Consider the following 18,134-nt stretch of genomic DNA (forward strand, 5'->3'; position numbering starts at 1 on the left):
CTCTGCGTCCTCTGAACCCAGACCTTTGCAAGTCTAGTGAGCATCGTGTGTTAACTGCCAATAAGGGTGACCCAAATCATGAAGTGACGATCTGCGGCCCCATCAAGGGGTCCGCGGATGGCGCAGCAGGCCCCGCCGGAACACCGGGAAAGGCATGCATGGGCCCGCGGTTCCGGGTCCCGGGGACCGCCCGGTGCCGCGTCGTTGCGCGGGGCCGCTCCTGTAGACTGAAATCCTTATGGACAGTAAATCTAGGTGCCGGCCTGGGCGCTGTCAGCGGAGCTCGAAGAGAAGCGCCGCGCAGTCCGCCCCCAGAGCCGGCAAACCCCGACAACGCGCCCATCACCAGAAGACGGCCCAGCTTGCCGCAACCCGCACGGACCAGGCGTCGGTTTCGGCCGATCATCCTCCGCCGGGACGACACATCTTTCCCGCTCCAGGTTTGACTGCTTTTCCCGCGCACCGGGCGGCGTGCTGAATGGAATGGCTCCTCCTCGCAGCAGGTTTGCTGCTGATTGCCGGCACGGGCTTCTTCGTGGCCGTCGAGTTTTCCCTCATCGCGTTGGATCAGCCCACCGTCCAACGCGCCATCGACGACGGCGACGCCGGCGCGGTACCGCTCCTCACCTGCCTGAAGTCGCTGTCCACCCAGCTCTCTAGCTGCCAGCTGGGTATTACCCTGACCACCCTCCTCACCGGTTACGTCATGGAACCCTCCGTGGGCCATATCCTCAAAGGCCCGCTGGCCGCCGTCGGACTGCCCCCCGTGGTGGTGGAATCTGCCTCGCTCGTCCTGGCCATGGTGGTGGCCACCCTGCTCTCCATGCTCCTGGGGAGCTGGTGCCCAAGAACATGGCGATCGCCCTGGCATTCCCTGTGGGCCGTGCCCTGGCCGGCCCGCAGCTGGTCTTCACCACCATCTTCAAGCCCGCCATCCTGGTCCTCAACGGATTCTCCAACCGGGTCCTGAACGTGTTCGGCCTGGAAGCCAAAGAGGAAATTTCCGGTGCCCGCACCCCGGCGGAGCTGGCCTCGCTGGTCCGCCGTTCCGCGGCGATGGGAACGCTCGACGCCGGAACCGCCAACTTCATTGCGCGCACCCTGGACTTTTCCACCCGGACAGCCGCGGATGTGATGACGCCACGCATCCGGGTGGAGACGATCGACGCCGACCAGCCGGTGTCCGACGTCGTGGATGCCGCGCGCCGGACCGGGTACTCCCGGTTCCCGGTGATCGGTGATTCAGCCGATGACATCCGCGGGCTGGTCCACGTCAAGAAGGCCGTCGCCGTCCCGTGGGAACGCCGGCGGAACCTCGAGGCGGGTGCCATCATGACCGAGGTCCTGCGGGTGCCCGAGACCATCCACCTCGATGCCCTGTTGGCCGAGCTGCGCGAGGGCAACCTCCAGCTGGCAGTGGTACTGGACGAATACGGCGGCACCGCAGGCATCGCCACGCTGGAGGACCTCGTGGAGGAGATCGTCGGCGAAGTGGCGGACGAGCATGACAAGGTCCGGCCCGGGCTGCTGCAAAGCGCCTCCGGCGACTGGTACTTTCCGGGCCTCCTGCGTCCGGACGAGCTGTCCGAACAGATTCCGGGTCTCAGCGTGCCCGATGAGGCTGCGTACGAGACCGTGGGTGGATACGTGATGAGCAAGCTGGGCAGGATCGCTGCCGTGGGAGACGCAGTTCCTGTCGGCGGCGGAACACTCAGCGTGACCAGGATGGACGGCCGCAGGATCGACCGCATCTGCTTCCGGCCCGACAAGGAAGCCGGTACGCCGGACGCCAGTGACGGGAGCAACGCATGAGCGACTGGGCCGGAATCCTGTGGCTGGGCGTCCTCCTGCTTGGCAACGCCTTCTTCGTGGCAGCGGAGTTCGCCATCATGTCGGCGCGCCGCAGCCAGATCGAACCATTGGCCGACGCCGGGTCCAAGCGGGCCCAGACCACCCTGCGGGCCATGGAGAACGTCTCTTTGATGCTGGCGTGCGCGCAGTTGGGCATCACTGTCTGCTCCCTGCTGATCCTGCTGGTGGCCGAACCCGCCATCCACCACCTGCTGGCTGTTCCCATCGAGACGGTGGGCCTGCCGGCCGAGGCTGCGGGCCTGGCTGCCTTCGCGGTGGCCCTGCTGCTGGTGACCTTCCTCCATGTCACCTTCGGCGAGATGGTGCCGAAGAACATTTCCGTCTCCGTGGCGGACAAAGCCGCGCTGCTGCTGGCGCCGCCGCTGCTCTTCGCAGCCCGGCTGGTCCACCCGGTGATTTCAGTCCTCAACTGGTCGGCCAACCACATCCTCAAACTCCTGCGGATCGAGCCCAAGGACGAGGTAACTTCCTCGTTCACGCTCGAGGAAGTCCAGTCGATCGTCCAGGAGTCCACCCGCCACGGCCTGGTGGACGACGACGCCGGGCTTATCAACGGCGCCCTCGAGTTTTCCGAGCACACCGCCGAGGACATCATGGTGCCGCTGGAGAACCTGGTCATGCTTGGTGCGGCCACCACCCCCGTGGAGTTCGAGAAGGCGGTCAGCAGGACCGGGTTCTCCCGGTTCCCCATGCTGGATGACGAGGACATGCTGTACGGCTACCTCCACGTCAAGGATGTGTTGTCCATCCCGGAGTCCGGCTATGAGCTGCCGATCGCCGAGGGCCGTGTCCGGTCGCTGGCCAACCTTGCCTTGGATGACGAGATTGAAAAGGCCATGTCCGTCATGCAGCGCACGGGCTCCCACCTTGCCCGGGTAATCGGCCCGGATGGCAGGACGCGCGGGGTGTTGTTCCTCGAAGACGTGATCGAACAGCTCGTCGGTGAAATCAGGGATGCCACACAGGCAACCGGGATACGCCGGCTGGGCCAGCCCAATGGAAACCAGAAGGCTAAATAGGAATCATTCGCATTTAGGTATAGGCTGGCACTGTTGACGTCCCCTCCTGTGAACTGAGGTATCTCCCGTGCGCCGTAATGCCGCTGCCAGCTCCTTCGTTGCCGCCCTCGCAGGGCTTGGCCTCCTGCTGAGTGCATGCAGCACGCAGTCCGCATCGACGCCCGACCCCGGGGCGGGCGTCAATGTCGTAGCGTCGACGAACGTCTACGGGGACATCGCCAGGGCGATCGGTGGCGACAAGGTGAAGGTCACCGCCATCATCAACAACACGGCGCAGGATCCGCACTCCTATGAGGCAACCGCGCAGGACCGGCTCGCCGTTTCAAAAGCCCAGTTGGTCATCGAAAACGGCGGCGGCTATGACGACTTCCTCCACACTTTGGTGGAGGGGAGCAAGCTGGACAGCGCGGCCGTCCTCAACGCCGTCGAGGTCTCGGGCCTCGCCCACCCGGAGGACGCCACGGCCCATGCCACGGCGTCCGCAACTGCCGCCGCCGACACGCATGACCACGGCGATTTCAACGAACACGTCTGGTACAGCCTGGCGGCCATGGAGCGGATGGCCGACAGCATCGCCGGCAAGCTCGGCACGCTGGACCCGGCCTCCGCCGCCACGTTCACGGCCAACGCAGCCTCGTTCAAATCCGGGTTGTCGGCCCTGCACAACCGGCTGGACGCCGTGAAGGCTTCCGCGGCAGGCGGCAAGGTGGCCGTCACGGAGCCCGTTCCGCTGTACCTGCTGGAGGACGCGGGCTTGGAGAACGCCACGCCGGAGCAATACACTGCTGCGATTGAAGAGGGAAGCGATGTTCCGCCTGCCGTCCTGAAGGAAGCCACTGACCTGGTGGCGTCCAAGAGCGTCCGGCTGCTGGCTTACAACGCCCAGACCGAAGGGCCCCAGACCGAGGCGCTGAAGAAGGCGGCGGAGGCTGCCGGCGTTCCGGTGGTGGATTTCAACGAGACCCTGCCCGAAGGCAAGACCTACCTGCAGTGGATGACGGACAACGTGAACAACATCAGCAATGTCGTGGAGGCCAACCGGTGAATTCCGTTGTCAGCCTCAAGGGCGCCGGGCTTGCGTTCGGCCAGCGGACGCTCTGGTCCGACCTTGACCTGGACATCCGGCCGGGCGAGTTCTTCGCCGTGCTGGGCCCGAACGGCAGCGGCAAGACCAGCTTCCTGAAGGTCCTCCTGGGCCTGCAAAAGCTGCACGCGGGCCAAGCCACGCTGGGTGGCCGTCCCGTGGAACGCGGCAGCAGCCTGATCGGCTACATTCCGCAGCAAAAATCATTCCCGGTGGACACTCCCATGCGCGCCCGCGACCTGGTGGGACTGGGGGTGGACGGCCACCGCTGGGGCGTCCGGCTGTCCGCGGCGAAAACAAACCGGCGGGTGGACCAGCTCCTGGAACTGGTAGGGGCAACCGACTACGCCAAGGTGCCGGTGGGCCAGCTCTCCGGCGGCGAGCAGCAGCGCCTCCGGGTGGCCCAGGCGCTGGCCACTGATCCCCAGGTTTTGCTCTGCGACGAGCCGCTGCTGTCCTTGGACCTGCACCATCAGCAGGCGGTCAGTGCGCTCATCAACAAGCAAAGCCACGAGAAGAACAGCGCGGTCGTCTTCGTCACCCATGAGATCAACCCCATTATCGATTACGTGGACCGGGTGTTGTACTTGGCCGGCGGACGTTTCCGGGTGGGAACGCCGGAAGAGGTCATGACCACGGAAGTGCTCTCTGACCTGTATGGCAGCCACGTTGAGGTGATCCACGCCAACGGCAGGATCGTCGTGGTCGGCCTGCCGGATGCCACCACGCACCATCATCATGCCGGGGCGGACGCCCTGGCCGGGGAGGTGGCGTGATGGACGCCAACAGCATCCTGGGGGCCATCTTCAACTTCGACAACTACGGCGAGCTGCTCGTCCTGGTCCAGAATTCGATCTGGGCCGGCGCCGTCCTCGGACTCCTCGGAGGACTGGTGGGGACCTTTGTCATGAAGCGCGACCTTGCCTTCGCGGTCCACGGCATTTCCGAGCTCTCCTTCGCGGGTGCGGCCTTTGCCCTGCTCATCGGCGCGGACGTGGTCTTCGGCTCGCTGATCGGATCCGTGGCGGCAGCACTGTTGCTGGGCCTGATGGGCGTCCGGGCCAGGGACAAGAACTCGATCATCGGCGTGATCATGCCGTTCGGGCTGGGCTTGGGAATCCTGTTCCTGTCCCTCTACCAAGGCCGCGCAGCGAACAAGTTCGGGCTGCTCACCGGGCAGATCGTCTCGGTGGACACCGTCCAGCTCCAGGCGCTGGCCGGGGCGGCCCTCGTGGTAATGCTCGTACTGCTGGCCATCTGGCGGCCGCTGAACTTTGCCAGCATCGATCCGGAACTTGCGGAGGCGCGGGGAGTTCCCGTGCGCAGCCTGGCCATCGTTTTCATGATCCTGCTGGGCGTCAGTGTGGCGCTGTCCATCCAGGTGGTGGGGGCCCTGCTGGTGCTCGCACTGCTGATCACCCCCGCGGCTGCTGCACTGCGGGTCACCTCATCGCCGGTATGGGTGGTCATCCTGAGTGTCCTTTTCGCCGTCACGGCGACGGTGGGCGGAATCCTGCTGGCCCTGGGCGGCCGGATCCCGATCAGCCCCTACGTCACCACGTTGTCATTCCTGATCTACGTGGTGTGCCGCATCATCGGTTCCGTGCGGGCGGCCCGCGGAATCAATGGCAGGGTCCTTACAGCTGCCCGGCAGCCTTAAGGGCAGTGCAGTCCGGGCACAGCCCGAAGATCTCCACCGTGTGGTCCACCTCGGTGAAACCGTGTTCGGCCGCTGTCCGCGCCGCCCAGGTTTCGACGGCGGGAGCCTCCACCTCCACAGCCTTGCCGCAGTTCCTGCACAGCAGGTGATGGTGGTGCACGGTCACGTTGCAGCGCCGGTACACGGCTTCGCCGTCGCCATTGCGCAGCACATCCACCAAGCCCTCATCCGCAAGGGACTGGAGGATCCGGTAGGCCGTGGCGAGTGATACGGACACGCCCTGGTTGTGCAGGATCCGGTAGAGCTCCTGCGTGCTGACGAAGTCGTCAAGGTCGTCCAAGGCCGCACTGACGGCCTTGCGCTGCTTGGTAACGCGCTGTTCCTTGCCGCCTCCTGCCGGGGATGGGGCGGCGGAATCAGCCTTGACGCCGATCGGCATGGACAAACTCGCTTCCGTGGGGGGCAAACACCAAGATTACCAGCCGGCGCCTCGTGGACACGGTTCAGGAACGCGCCCTAGGCTGGCGCCATGAAGCTGACCAAATACACCCACGCCTGTGTCCGGCTCGAGAAGGAATCCGGGGTTTTGGTCCTTGACCCGGGTACCTTCTCCGAGTCAGCCGAAGCCCTTGCCGGGGCCGACGCCATCCTGGTGACCCATGAGCACCAGGACCACCTGGACACCAAGGCCGTGGTGGGGGCCCTCACCGGCAACCGGGACCTGGCGCTGTATGCGCCCGGGTCCGTGGCCGCACAGCTGCGCGGGGAAGCTGCCGGCGCCGCCGGGAGGATCCACACGGTGGACCCTGGGTCCTCATTCCAGGTTGCAGGCTTCGAGATCCGCAGCTTCGGGGGACAGCATGCCCTGATCCACCCCCAGATCCCGATGGTGGCGAACATTGGCTACCTGGTGGACCGTAACGTCTACCACCCGGGAGATTCATTCATCATCCCGGACGGCCTCAGCGTGAAGACCCTGCTGGTGCCGCTGCACGCACCGTGGAGCAAGTCCGCCGAGGTGGTGGACTTTGTTATCGGAGTGCGGGCACCGCAGGCGTTCCAGATCCACGACGGCCTGCTCAATGAGATCGGGCTGGGCATCATTGAGGGCCATGTGCAGCGGATCGGTGCGAAGTACGGCACCGAATACAGGCACCTGGCTGCCCGCGAGTCCGTGGAGGTCTAGTCCGCAGTCCACTCGCCGGTGTCGAGGAAGCGTGAGATCACGGCCTCGTAGGGCGCCGGATCCAGACCCTGCGACGCCAGCCACTCCGGGTTGTAGTAGTTGCCCGCATAGCGCTCGCCGCCGTCGCACATCAACGACACAATACTGCCTTGCCGGCCATCGGACAGCATCCGTGCCACCGTTTGCCAGACACCCCAAAGGTTGGTGCCGGTGGAGGGTCCGGCGTGCAGGCCGGCGTAGGAGTCCAGGTGGCGCATGGCGCCGACGGACGCCGCGTCCGGTACCTGGACCATCCGGTCGATCACGGTGGGGACGAAGCTTGGCTCCATCCGCGCCCGGCCAATGCCTTCGATGCGTGACGGCAGGCCGGTGGGCTGTTCAGCCGTGTCCGCCAGCCAGCCGGGGTAGAAGGCCGAGTTTTCAGGGTCCACCACCAGGAGCCGGGTGGGATGGCTGTGGTAGCGCAGGTAGCGGCCGATCGTGGCACTGGTCCCGCCGGTCCCCGCGCCCACCACGATCCAGTCCGGCACCGGATGCTGTTCCAGGCTGAGCTGGCCAAAGATCGACTCGGCAATGTTGTTATTGCCGCGCCAGTCGGTGGCCCGCTCCGCATAGGTGAACTGGTCCATGTAGTGTCCGTTGCAGGTGGCCGCCACGTCTTCGGCTACGGCGTAGACATCCGAGGCGTTCTCCACCAAGAGGCACGAGCCGCCGAACTGTTCGATCAACGCGATCTTTTCCTGGCTGGTGGTACGGGCCATCACCGCGATGAAAGGCAGCCCCAGCAACCGGGCGAAGTAGGCCTCGGATACTGCCGTGCTGCCGCTGGAGGCTTCCACGATGGTGGTGTCCTCGCGGATCCAGCCGTTCACCAGCCCGAACAAGAAAAGGGACCGCGCCAGCCGGTGCTTGAGGCTGCCGGAACGGTGGGTGGATTCGTCCTTGAGGTAGAGCTGGATGCCCCACTGCTCCGGCAGCGGCACCGCGTAGAGATGGGTGTCTGCCGACCGGTTGTTTTCCGCCCTGATGGTCCGGATGGCGTTGTCTGCCCATTCCCGGTCTGCCCCGCTGCGGCGGCTGCCGTCCCCGTCTGCACTGCCCTCGATCTTCACCGGACCAGCCTACCCGCGCGGGCGGCCGCGGCGCGCTTAGAGTGGGATCCGTTGGCAAGATCCACACACCAAGCCTGAGCCGCGGCCCGGATCCGCAGAAGGAGTGCACATGAACCCGCTGATGGATGTCTCCCGCCTTGAGTCGCGGCGGGCCGCCGGCCACCGCACAGTCCTGCTGGATGTCCGCTGGGTGCTCGGAGACCCCCGCGGGCACGAGCATTACCTGCGGGAGCACCTGCCGGGAGCTGTCTTCGTTGACCTGGCCACCGAACTTGCGGACCCGGCCATCCCGGACCGCGGGAGGCACCCGCTGCCCGGCGCCGGACAGTTCCAGGAGGCGGCGCGGCGGTGGGGGATCCGGAACGGCGACGTCGTGGTCGCCTACGATGACAGCGCCAACATGGCGGCCGCCAGGCTCTGGTGGATGCTGCGCAACGCAGGGTTTGCCGAGGCATACCTGCTCGACGGCGGCCTGGGCGCCTGGCGAAAGGCGGGCCTGCCCCTTGAATCCGGCCCTGTCCAGCCCATGCGCGGCGACGTTGAGCTGGGCAGCGGCGGGATGCCGGTGCTCGACGCCGGCTCTGCCGCCACCTGGTCAGGTCACGGGTTGCTGCTCGATGCGCGGGCGGGGGAGCGGTACCGGGGCGAGGTGGAACCCGTTGATCCGCGGGCCGGGCACATTCCGGGAGCGGTCAGCGCGCCCACGGCGGACAACGTGGACGATTCCGGGTACTTCCTGCCACCGGCAGAGCTGCGCCGGAGGTTCGAGTCCCTCGGGGCCGGCGGTGACCTGCCCATCGCCGTCTACTGCGGGTCCGGCGTCACAGCGGCCCACCAGGTGGCCGCGCTGGAACTGGCCGGCTTCACGGCTGCGCTCTATCCGGGGTCGTTCTCGGAATGGTCCAACCGCCCCGGCCTTCCGGTGGCGACCGGCGCGGAACCGGGAGGCCCCGGCGCCCCGGCTGGAAACTTCGCCGACGGCAAGGGTAGCGTCGAACCATGACACCTGGACGCCCCGTGCCGCCACCCCTCGCCCAACCCATTGCGACCGCCGCCGGCCCGGTGCCGGCGGAGGACGGCGGACGGCTGGCCGCCGCCTTCGGCGCAACCTCCGGGGACAGCGGGCTCGTGCCCCTGACCGTGGCCCGGCGCACTCCCAAACCGGACGACGTCGAGATCGCCATTGAATTCTGCGGGCTCTGCCATTCGGATGTGCACGCCACCCGCGGAGAGTGGGGCACGCAGGCCTACCCGCTGGTTCCCGGGCACGAGATCGTGGGAACGGTCAGCCGGATTGGTGCCAGTGTCACCGACTTCGCCATCGGCGACCGCGTGGGCGTGGGCTGCATGGTGGACTCCTGTCGCGAATGCGAGAGCTGCCTGGATGGGCTGGAACAGTACTGCGAAAACGGGATGACCGGAACCTACGGCGCCAAGGACCGGCGGAACGGCGACGCCGTCACCCAGGGCGGATACTCCTCCTTCATCGTGGTGGACCGTCGGTACGTCCTTCGGGTCCCCGCAACCCTGGACCCCGCCGCCGTCGCGCCACTGCTCTGCGCAGGCGTCACCACCTTTTCCCCGCTGCGGCACTTCGGTGTGGCGGAAGGCGACGTCGTGGGCGTGGTGGGCCTCGGCGGACTGGGCCACATGGCCGTTAAGCTCACCAAGGCCATGGGCGCCACCGTGGTGGTGTTCACCACGTCCGAGGCGAAGACCGCTGCCGCCCTGGAACTGGGTGCGGACCGGGTTGTCCTGTCCCGGGACGACGCCGCAATGGCCGGTGCCGACCGGAGCATCGACCTCATTATCGATACCGTTGCCGCCCCGCACGACCTGAACCCGTACTTCCGGACCCTGCGGGTCGACGGGGCGCTGTTCCAGCTGGGCCTGCCGTCCGAGGCCATGCCCCCGGTCAACCCGGGCTCACTGATCCGGCGCCGGATAGCCTACGCCGGATCGCTGATCGGCGGCATCGCCGAAACTCAGCAGATGCTGGACTTCTGCGCCGAGCACGGCGTGGTGGCCGACATCGAACTGGTGGCCGCCGGAGAACTCAATGACGCCTACGACCGAATGGTTGCGGGAGACGTAAAATACCGGTTCGTGCTGGATACCGGCACGTTGCAGCCAGCCGCCGAGGAGGCAGACGCATGAGCACCCTTTTCACCCGGATCCTGAACGGTGAGATCCCCGGCAGGTTCGTTTGGCGTGAAGCCGACGTGTCCGCATTCCTCACGACCGGACCGCTCGCCGATGGCCACACGCTGGTGGTTCCCACCGAGGAGGTGGACCGCTGGACGGACGCATCCCCGGAGACCCTGGCCCGCGTCATGGAGGTTGCCCGGCGCATCGGGGCCGTGCAAGTGGACATTTTCAACGCCCGGCGGGCCGGCCTGATCGTGGCCGGGTACGAGGTCAACCACCTGCACGTCCACGTATGGCCGTCCCGGAGCATGGCCGACTTCGACTTCGGTTCGGCAGACCAGAACCCGGACCCCGCTGTCCTGGACGCCAACGCGGAAAAACTCCGTAAAGGCCTCCGGGCGGCCGGCTACGGGGAGTTCGTACCCGAAGGATAGGTTCAGCCCCGGCGCGGCGTCATCGCGACCATGCCCGCATAGGTGAAGCCGCCGCCGAACCCGAACAGCAACGCGGGGACATCCTCCGGAATCCGCCCGGCATGCCACCATTTGCTCAACCCGAGGGGCACACTGGCCGCGGAGGTGTTCCCGGACTCGGTGACGTCGGTGATGACGATCCGGTCCGTCAGGCCGAGGGCGTCCGCGAGCGGTTCGATGATGCGCAGGTTGGCCTGGTGTGCTGCCAGGACCTGGATGTCGTCCATGGCCAGGCCGGCGCGGGCCACCACTTCGCGGGCGCGCTCCGGGGCCCTGGTCAGGGCCCACCGGAGGACCTCCCTGCCGTTCTGCGAGAACCTGCCCGTCGGCGGGGAGATCCTGACGGCGTCCGCCATGCCGGCCTCAGAACCCCAGACCACCGGCCCCACCCGCGGTGTGGCGGACGGACGGACGACGGCGGCGCCCGCACCGTCGGCGGTCAGCACCGCCGTCGCGCGGTCCGTCCAGTCCGTGACCGCGGAAAGGGTTTCCGCCCCGACCACGATTGCGTGCGTGGCGCTTCCGGTACGGATGGCCTGGTCGGCCACGCCGAGGGCGTATTCGAAGCCGGAGCACGCGGTGTTGATGTCCATGATCCCCGGGCCGCGGCCGTCCCGGACGAGGCCCAGTGCCTCCGCGATGCGGCCCGCGGTGTTGGGGGACCGCTCCGCCGCAGTGGTGGTGGCGACCACCACCAGGTCGATGTCGGAAGCGTCGACGCCGGAATCAGCGAGGGCCATGCGCGCAGCGGGAACCGCGAGGTCCACCACCGTTTCTCCCTCGGCCGCAATGTGCCGGGTCACGATGCCCGTACGCTGCCGGATCCACTCGTCGCTCGTGTCCATCATGCCTTCGAGTTCATGGTTGTCCATGACATGCGCCGGCTGGGCGTGGCCCAAGCCGGCGAGTTCTGTCCCGGCAGGACCCTGGGCAAGCGTGATCTTCATTGGGTTCCTCTTCTCTGGACGGGCGCCGTCAGGCCGGTGCGAGTGCCTTGTTGAGCACCGTGCGGATGCGTTTCTCGGACACCGAATACGCGGTTCCCAGCTCGACGGCGAACAGGCTCACCCGAAGCTCCTCGAGCATCCAGCGCACCTGGGTTAACTCCCGGCCGGCGCGGCGGCCGGGCAGCAGCGCCGAGACGGCGTCGTCGTAGTCGTCTTCGAGCCGCTGGACCACGGCCATATTGACAGCATCGCGCTGGACGTTCCCCGGCAGCCGCTCCAGCCGCTTTTCGATCGCGGCCAGATAGCGCGGCAGCTGGCTCAGCTGGGCGTAACCCGTGCGTGCTACAAAACCCGGGTAGACCAGCTGTTCCAGCTGGCTCCTGACGTCGTTCAACGCACTGATCAGGGCCAGGCTGGTGGTGCCCTTGAGCTGTTTTTCAATCCGTCGGGTGCTCGCCAGGATGCGTTCGACCACCGCGGTCACCGTGAACACCGTATCGATCAGTTCGGCGCGGACCACCTCATAGAGTGAATCGAAGGCCCCGCGGTCCCAGGGGAGGTCCACCGGCGTGAGCTTGTCGATGGCCGCCAGCGCGCAGTCAGCGATCAGGGCGGAGACCGAACCGTGCGGGTTCTGGCTGAAGGTGAGCTTCTCCGTGTTGCTCAGGTGCTCCAGGACGTAGCGGTCCGGGGCCGGCACGCGCAGGGCCAGCAGCCTGATGACGCCGCCGCGCATCGCCTCAAGCTGTTCCTCCGGGGTTTGGAAGACGCGGAGGGAAACAGACTGGCCCTGGTCCACCAACGCGGGGTAGCCGGTGACGGTGTGGCCTTTGACCATGCCGCTGACCTGGCGCTCGATCGCGCCGAAGCTCCACTCCGTCAGGCCGTCCCGCTCCACGAACCCGGCCGCGGCGTGTTGCCCCGGCGCTCCTGGGGCCTGCTGCCGGGCCGCCGGGCCGTCGTCGGACGCCTTGCCGCCCCGGCGCTGCGCCGGGCCCTTGCCGCCTGGCGCTGTGGATGCGGGAGTGGCGCCGAGCGATTCGGCGATGGCACGCCGCGTTGCCGGTGCCAGCTGCTCCTGCAAGCCGGCAAGGTCCTTGCCCTCGCCGAGGACCTTTCCCTTGCTGTCCACCACCTTGAAGCTGACGCGCAGATGCGCGGGCACGGAATCCCAGTTCCAGGAACCGGGCGGGATGACCGCGCCGCGGAGGCGCCGCAGTGCCAGCTCCAGCGACGGCTCCAGCTCATCGGAGGCGGGGTCGAAGTCCGCTTCGAGGAGCGCCACCGCCTGGCGGGCAACGTCAGGGGCCGGAACAAAATTCTTGCGGACCTGCTTGGGCAGCGACTTGATCAGGGCAGTCACCAGCTCCACCCGCTGGCCCGGGATGAGCCAGCGGAAGGGGGCATCGTCGAGCTGGTTCAGGAACAGGACAGGCACCTCGGCCGTGACGCCGTCGGAGGGGTCCGGCATCCCGCCCGGAGCCACCGGATGGAACTCGTACGTCAACGGGAGTTCGAAGCCCTTGTGCAGCCAGGTCTTCGGATAGGCGGACTCGTCCAGGTCCTCGGCGTCGTCACTGAGCAGCAGCGACTTGTCGTAGTCCAGCAGGTCCGGGTTATCGCGCCGGGCGTCCTTCCACCATTTGTCGAAATGGCGCTCGGACACCACCTCGGATCCAATCCGGGCGTCATAGAAATCGAACAGGGTTTCATCGTCCACCATCAGGTCGCGGCGCCGCATGCGCGCCTCGAGTTCCTCAACCTCATGCAGCAGCGCCCGGTTGCGGTGGAAGAACTTGTGGTGGGTGCGCCAGTCGCCCTCCACCAGCGCGTGCCGGATGAACAGCTCCCTGGCCACCACCGGGTCAACGCGGCCGTAGTTGATCCGCCGCTGGGCGATGATGGGCACGCCGTAAAGGGTGACCTTTTCGTACGCCATGACGGCGCCCTGCTTGGTGGACCAATGCGGTTCGCTGTAGCTGCGCTTCACCAGGTCCGGTGCCACCTGCTCTGCCCACACCGGATCGAACTTCGCTGCCACCCTGGCCCACAGCCGGCTGGTCTCCACCAGCTCCGCCGCCATCACGAACGTGGGGGACTTCTTGAACAGTGCTGAGCCCGGGAAAATGGCGAACCGGCTGCCGCGGGCGCCGGCGTACTCGCGTTTGCGTTCGTCCAGGATTCCGATGTGGCTCAGGAGCCCGGAGAGCAGGCTGATGTGGATGCCGTCATGGTTCCCCACCGGATCCGTGAGGCGCTTGTTGTCCAGGGTGATGCCCAGCGGCCGGGCGAGCTGGCGCAGCTGGGCAAAGAGGTCCTGCCATTCACGGACCCGAAGGTAGTTGATGAACTCGGCGCGGCAGAGGCGGCGGAACGCCGACGAGGACAGTTCCTGCTGCTTCTCCTGCAGGTAGTTCCAGAGGTTCAGGAATCCGGTGAAGTCGGAATTCTCATCGCGGAAGCGGTTGTGCTTTTCCGCTGCCAGCTGCTGTTTGTCCGTGGGCCGCTCCCGCGGGTCCTGGATGGTGAGGGCGGCGGCCAGGACCATGACTTCGCGGACACAGCCGCGTTTCCCGGCCTCCACGATCATCCGGCCGAGGCGGGGGTCCACCGGCAGCTGGGCGAGTTTTTGCCCGACGGCGGTGAGGCCGCTGCCCCTGGCCCCGCCCTTGGCGCCGGCCTCCGGGGTACCGGCTGCGTGCTGCGGCCTGGCCGGAGCCAGTGCGCCGAGCTCGCGGAGCAGGGTGACGCCGTCGTTGATGGCCCTGGTCTCCGGGGGCTCGACGAACGGGAAGGCCTCAACGTCCTTGGGGCTCTTGGCTACACCCATGGCCGTCATTTGCAGGATCACGGCAGCAAGGTTGGTCCGCAGGATCTCCGGATCCGTGAATTTTGGCCGCGACTCGAAGTCTTCCTCGGAGTAGAGGCGGATGGCGATGCCGTCGGACACGCGTCCGCACCGGCCGGAGCGCTGGTTGGCTGACGCTTGCGAGACACGCTCGATGGGGAGGCGCTGGACCTTGGTGCGGTGCGAATAGCGGGAGATGCGGGCGGTACCCGTATCCACCACGTACTTGATGCCCGGCACCGTCAGCGATGTTTCGGCCACGTTGGTGGCCAGGATGATCCGGCGCTTGCTGCCCGGGTGGAACACTTTGTGTTGCTCCTGCAGGCTCAGGCGGGCAAACAGGGGGAGGATCTCGGTGTTGGCCAGCCTGCGGTTGGCCTGGATGCGTGGCTGCAGCGCCTCCGCCGCGTCACGGATTTCACGCTCCCCGGAAAAGAACACCAGGATGTCCCCGGGAGCCTCCGCCGCGAGTTCGTCGACGGCGTCGCAAACGGCATCCAGGGGATCCCGGTCTTCCTCAAGTTCGTCGTCCGAGGCGTCGTCCTCATCGGATTTAGGCTGCGACAGCGGACGGTAACGGACTTCCACGGGGTATGTGCGGCCGGAGACTTCGATGATGGGAGCAGGTGTGTCCGCGCTGCCGAAGTGGTTGGCAAACCGTTCGGGATCGATGGTGGCCGAGGTGATGATGACCTTCAGGTCCGGCCGCTGCGGGAGGATCCGCTTGAGGTAGCCCAGGATGAAGTCGATGTTCAGGCTTCGCTCGTGGGCCTCATCAATGATGATGGTGCTGTACTTGCGCAGCAGCTTGTCGCGCTGGATCTCGGCGAGCAGGATGCCGTCGGTCATCAGCTTGACCTTGGTGTCCTTGCTGACTTCACCGGTGAACCGCACTTGGAAGCCGACTTCCTGGCCGATCTCCACGCCCAGTTCCTCTGCGATGCGCTCGGCCACGGTGCGCGCGGCGAGCCGGCGGGGCTGCGTGTGCCCGATCAGGCCCTTCTCGCCCAACCCCAGTTCCAGGCACATCTTGGGGATTTGGGTGGTTTTTCCGGAGCCGGTCTCGCCGGCGATGATGGTCACCTGGTTGGCGGCGATCGCTGCCATCAGGTCCTCGCGGCGCTCGGAAACCGGCAGCTCGGCGGGATAGGAAATATGAAAAGTCATGGCTGCAGACAGTCTACTGCTGCGTGGGGGAGCGATCGGCAGGGGCCGGTCCGAAGCCCGGCGGTCAGGCGGGCTCTTCCGGACTGTGCGCAGCCCGTGCCCCGGCACCGGACTCCTCCGCCGCGGCCCGTGCTGTGTCCACCAGGATCCGCCAGGGACCGGTGAGGGCCTGTTCCGGAAGAGCCGCCCTGCGCCGGCCGGCAGTGATGGCGTAGATGAAGCGGTCCGGCTGCGGCGACTCGATGGCGGCTGCCGCCCGCCTGGTGCTGGGAACGGTATCCCACGGGCAGGCCTCCAGAAGAGGCTGCCATTGGCTGAGGTCACTGTCCGTCCGGGCGTCGACGGTCCACACCCTTGTGACGGCCGCGAGCCCGCCGCTGCGCTCCACCTTGATCTTCATTGCAGGCCCCTGGGCTTTCGGACGTTCCGGCGGCCGGCGGCCGGCACGCCGGAACAGCGGCTAAACCTTGACCCTCACAGTTTCCCACGCGCCGCGGACGGCGTCATGTTCCTTGGTTCCGGGGCCGAACAGGTCCACGGCAGCGCGCACTGTGGCACGGGCAAAGACGGTGAACGTGGCCGCCGCCGGCAGCGAGCCGTTGGTCAGAGTCTCGTACCAGATCCGGCCGGGCGCCTCCCATGCGTTGCCTCCGAGTGCGCTGGCCACCAGGTAGAAGGCGCGGTTGGGGATGCCGGAGTTGATGTGGACACCACCGTTGTCCGCGCTGGTCCGGACGTAGGAATCCATCGTTTCCGGCTGTGGATCCTTGCCGAGCACGTCGTCGTCGTACGCTGTTCGGGCGCTTTCATGGAGCGGAGTGCTGCCCCCTGCACCTGGGGCGTAAAGAGGCCTTCGCCGATCAGCCAGCTTGCCTCGGCGGCCGGCTGTTTCCTGACGAACTGCTCAACGAGCGCGCCGAAGACGTCGGACATCGATTCGTTCAAGGCGCCCGCCTGGTTCCGGTAGGCGAGGCCGGCAGAGTACTGGGTGACGCCGTGGGCAAGCTCGTGCCCGATGACACTGACGGATCTGGTGAAGCGTTCGAAGACCTCGCCGTCGCCGTCACCGAAGACCATCTGGCTGCCGTTCCAAAAGGCATTGTCGTAAAGCTTGCCAAAATGCACCGTGGCATCGAGCTTCATTCCGCGGCCGTCCACTGAATCCCGTCCGAAGGCCTCGGCATACATGCGGTGCGTGTGACCCAACCCGTCATAGGCCTCGTCCGCTGCGGCGTCGCCGGAGGGAGCGGCACCTTCCGCGCGGACCAAGGTGCCCGGCAGTGTTTCGGTACCTCCGGCGTCGTAAATGCTGCGCGCCACCGGCTCCGGCGGTGCCTGGCGCAAACCGGCCGTCACGGCGGCCACCCCTGGGCGCGTGCAGCCTGGAACGATTCGACGTGCCCCAGGGCTTTCCTGGCGGCGCTCGCCGCGGCGGAGTATTGCGGGGCGGCCGCCCGGGCCAGCCGCCGCAACAGGTAGGGCGGAACGATGGAACAGAACGGAACATGCATGGCGTACCCCCTCAGTCAGGTCTTTTCAGACTACGAGCGGGCACCGACAATCGGCGGCAGGCACGGCACCCGGACCTGATGGGCCGCGTCGGCGCCCGGAAGCCCTGCGGTTGGGTACGGTAGGCGCATGGCGCAAACCGAAGAGCGGTCCAAATCCAGTTCAACGCTGCTGACGGTCATCATCGCGTTCGCGGCCAATATCCTTGTGGCGGCGGCCAAATCGGTGGCGGCCGTCCTGTCCGGATCGGCCTCGATGGCTGCCGAGGCAGCGCATTCGTGGGCGGACACCGGAAACCAGGTGTTCCTGTTCTTCGCGGAGCGGCGGTCCGCCCGGCCCCGCGACAAGGGCCATCCCATGGGCTACGGGCGGGAAGCCTACGTGTGGTCGATGTTCGCAGCTTTTGGGCTTTTCACCGCCGGCGCGGTGGTTTCCATCATGCACGGCATCCAGGAGATTGTTCAGCCCGAGCCTGCGGCCGACTTCATGGTGGCCTACGTGGTCCTGGCCGTCGCCTTCGTTTTTGAGGGGATTTCGTTCATCCAGGCCTTCCGGGAAACCCGCAAGGCGGCCCACGAGCTGGAACGGCACACCCTGGAGCAGGTCCTCATCAGCTCAGACCCCACACTTCGGGCGGTGTTCGCGGAGGATGCGGCCGCGCTGATCGGACTCGTCGTGGCCTTCGTCGGCGTGTTCCTGCACCAAGTCACCGGCTCGCCGCTGCCCGATGCCATCGGTTCGATCGTCGTGGGAGTGCTGCTCGCCGTCGTCGCCGTCCTGCTGATCGACCGCAACCGGCGCTTCCTCGTGGGCCAGGGCGTCACCCCGGACATCGAACGGTCCATGGCACGGCGGATGCTGGAGCACCAGGACATCGCCAGGCTCACGTACCTGCACCTCGAGTTCGTCGGGCCCCGGAAGCTGTACCTTGTTGCCGCCGTGGACTTGCAGGGCGACCACCCTGAGCACGAAGTGGCGGTGGCCCTGCGCCGGATCGAACGTGAACTGGAGGACCACGAAACGGTTGAGGAAGCCGTGCTGACGCTGGCCACACCGGATGAGGCCGCACTGCATTTCTAATGCGGCGAAAACCAAAAACCCCGCCGCTT

General features: G+C 66.8%; 14 protein-coding genes and 2 pseudogenes. 10 read left to right on the plus strand and 6 right to left on the minus strand.

Annotation, left to right across the window (positions count from 1 at the left end):
* Window positions 1-478: 478 nt before the first annotated feature.
* From ACX5I6_RS12500 to ACX5I6_RS12520, 5 genes and pseudogenes are all read left to right on the plus strand, one after another.
* A pseudogene (locus tag ACX5I6_RS12500) lies at window positions 479-1,812 on the plus strand (hemolysin family protein).
* Entirely contained in the window at window positions 1,809-2,891 is a 1,083-nt protein-coding gene (locus ACX5I6_RS12505) for a hemolysin family protein (protein WP_461840678.1), read from the plus strand. The pseudogene ACX5I6_RS12500 and the gene ACX5I6_RS12505 overlap by 4 nt, the downstream one beginning before the upstream one ends.
* Window positions 2,892-2,958: 67 nt before the next feature.
* Window positions 2,959-3,936 (plus strand): metal ABC transporter solute-binding protein, Zn/Mn family, encoded by a 978-nt coding sequence (locus ACX5I6_RS12510; RefSeq protein ID WP_461840679.1) that lies wholly within the window; start codon window positions 2,959-2,961, stop codon window positions 3,934-3,936.
* Entirely contained in the window at window positions 3,933-4,751 is an 819-nt protein-coding gene (locus ACX5I6_RS12515) for a metal ABC transporter ATP-binding protein (protein WP_285247534.1), read from the plus strand. Before ACX5I6_RS12510 ends, ACX5I6_RS12515 begins: the two co-directional genes overlap by 4 nt.
* A complete protein-coding gene (locus ACX5I6_RS12520) occupies window positions 4,751-5,635 on the plus strand; it encodes a metal ABC transporter permease (protein ID WP_285247535.1) in 885 nt (294 codons plus the stop codon). The genes ACX5I6_RS12515 and ACX5I6_RS12520 overlap by 1 nt, the downstream gene beginning before the upstream one ends.
* On the opposite strand, the gene ACX5I6_RS12525 is transcribed toward ACX5I6_RS12520, so the two are convergent.
* Window positions 5,613-6,074, minus strand: a complete 462-nt coding sequence (locus ACX5I6_RS12525; RefSeq protein ID WP_018760151.1) for a Fur family transcriptional regulator — start codon at window positions 6,072-6,074, stop codon at window positions 5,613-5,615. The genes ACX5I6_RS12520 and ACX5I6_RS12525 overlap by 23 nt on opposite strands.
* A gap of 90 nt (window positions 6,075-6,164) precedes the next feature.
* Between ACX5I6_RS12525 and ACX5I6_RS12530 the strand changes: the two genes are divergently transcribed.
* Window positions 6,165-6,821: an MBL fold metallo-hydrolase gene (locus tag ACX5I6_RS12530; RefSeq protein ID WP_461840680.1), complete on the plus strand. Its 657-nt coding sequence runs from the start codon at window positions 6,165-6,167 to the stop codon at window positions 6,819-6,821.
* Here ACX5I6_RS12530 and ACX5I6_RS12535 read toward each other — a convergent pair.
* Window positions 6,818-7,933 carry a PLP-dependent cysteine synthase family protein gene (locus ACX5I6_RS12535; RefSeq protein WP_461840681.1) on the minus strand — a complete coding sequence of 372 codons (1,116 nt, stop codon included), beginning with the start codon at window positions 7,931-7,933 and terminating at the stop codon, window positions 6,818-6,820. The genes ACX5I6_RS12530 and ACX5I6_RS12535 overlap by 4 nt on opposite strands.
* A 109-nt stretch (window positions 7,934-8,042) precedes the next feature.
* On the opposite strand from ACX5I6_RS12535, the gene ACX5I6_RS12540 reads away from it, so the two are divergent.
* Genes ACX5I6_RS12540 through ACX5I6_RS12550 form a run of 3 tightly spaced genes read left to right on the plus strand, consistent with a single transcriptional unit; the run spans window position 8,043 to window position 10,515 of the window.
* Complete coding sequence (locus tag ACX5I6_RS12540; protein ID WP_461840682.1) at window positions 8,043-8,936, plus strand: sulfurtransferase; 894 nt, start codon at window positions 8,043-8,045, stop codon at window positions 8,934-8,936.
* Window positions 8,933-10,090 carry an NAD(P)-dependent alcohol dehydrogenase gene (locus ACX5I6_RS12545; protein ID WP_461840683.1) on the plus strand — a complete coding sequence of 386 codons (1,158 nt, stop codon included), beginning with the start codon at window positions 8,933-8,935 and terminating at the stop codon, window positions 10,088-10,090. The genes ACX5I6_RS12540 and ACX5I6_RS12545 overlap by 4 nt, the downstream gene beginning before the upstream one ends.
* Window positions 10,087-10,515, plus strand: a complete 429-nt coding sequence (locus ACX5I6_RS12550) for an HIT family protein (RefSeq protein WP_461840684.1) — start codon at window positions 10,087-10,089, stop codon at window positions 10,513-10,515. Before ACX5I6_RS12545 ends, ACX5I6_RS12550 begins: the two co-directional genes overlap by 4 nt.
* 2 nt (window positions 10,516-10,517) lie before the next feature.
* Here ACX5I6_RS12550 and ACX5I6_RS12555 read toward each other — a convergent pair whose 3' ends face one another.
* The 4 genes and pseudogenes from ACX5I6_RS12555 to ACX5I6_RS12570 all read right to left on the minus strand — a co-directional run bounded on the left by ACX5I6_RS12555 (window position 10,518) and on the right by ACX5I6_RS12570 (window position 17,027).
* Entirely contained in the window at window positions 10,518-11,501 is a 984-nt protein-coding gene (locus tag ACX5I6_RS12555; protein ID WP_461840685.1) for a beta-ketoacyl-ACP synthase III, read from the minus strand.
* 28 nt (window positions 11,502-11,529) lie between these two features.
* A complete protein-coding gene (hrpA, locus tag ACX5I6_RS12560) occupies window positions 11,530-15,516 on the minus strand; it encodes an ATP-dependent RNA helicase HrpA (protein ID WP_461840686.1) in 3,987 nt (1,328 codons plus the stop codon).
* Window positions 15,517-15,580: 64 nt separating this feature from the next.
* Entirely contained in the window at window positions 15,581-15,916 is a 336-nt protein-coding gene (locus tag ACX5I6_RS12565; protein ID WP_461840687.1) for a protealysin inhibitor emfourin, read from the minus strand.
* A 60-nt stretch (window positions 15,917-15,976) separates the two neighbouring features.
* Window positions 15,977-17,027: pseudogene (locus ACX5I6_RS12570) on the minus strand (M4 family metallopeptidase).
* Between the two features lie 127 nt (window positions 17,028-17,154).
* On the opposite strand from ACX5I6_RS12570, the gene ACX5I6_RS12575 reads away from it, so the two are divergent.
* On the plus strand, window positions 17,155-18,105 hold the full coding sequence (locus ACX5I6_RS12575) for a cation diffusion facilitator family transporter (protein WP_461840688.1): 951 nt from the start codon (window positions 17,155-17,157) through the stop codon (window positions 18,103-18,105).
* Window positions 18,106-18,134: the final 29 nt, after the last annotated feature.

Source organism: Arthrobacter sp. MMS24-T111, assembly GCF_054888995.1.